Raw genomic sequence first — 530 nt, 5'->3', positions numbered from 1 at the left:
TCGAGTAATCCACCACGTCAGCCGTTCCCGCACCGCCGTCAAATGCAAACACCCGACTGTCGGCGATGAAGGTATCGTTGAAGCCCGAGCCGAGGATTCGCTCAATGCCGGTGTAGGTATCGCCCGCCGCGATGCCACTGTTGACCCCGGTCTTGAAATTCAAGGTGACACCGACAGTGCTGTCGGCATAGCCAGCCGTGTCGATACCCCCACCACCGATGAACTGGTCGGCACCCGCGCCGCCATACAGGGTGTCATTGCCAATGCCCCCCGTAATGACGTTGTCGCTGGCGTTGCCCCAACCGGTGAATGCCGCGTTACCGGTATAGGTCAGGCGCTCGACGTTGGCGTTCAGGTAAATCTGGGCGAAGTTGCTGCGTACTTCATCGTTACCGCCACCCGTCTGTTCGATGACCGTGCCGCCACTGCCGTTGAGAACGTAGACATCATCCCCCGCTCCCCCCTCGAACGTCGCAGTGGCCGAATCGAGATTGAAGGTGTCGTTGAACGCCGTGCCGATCACCTTTTCA

General features: G+C 59.8%; 1 protein-coding gene. It reads right to left on the bottom strand.

Features of this window, described 5'->3' with window-relative positions; all coding sequences use genetic code 11:
- Positions 1 to 530, bottom strand: a 530-nt coding sequence (locus QMX91_RS31345) for a calcium-binding protein (RefSeq protein WP_282413919.1), incomplete at both ends; no start/stop codon positions are given.

The sequence above is a fragment of the Pseudomonas sp. PS01299 genome (assembly GCF_029960145.1).
In the GTDB taxonomy this organism is placed as follows: Bacteria; Pseudomonadota; Gammaproteobacteria; order Pseudomonadales; family Pseudomonadaceae; genus Aquipseudomonas; species Aquipseudomonas putida_A.
The sequence above is the reverse complement of the archived record's forward strand: the minus strand, read 5'-3'. Positions and strand labels throughout refer to the sequence as shown.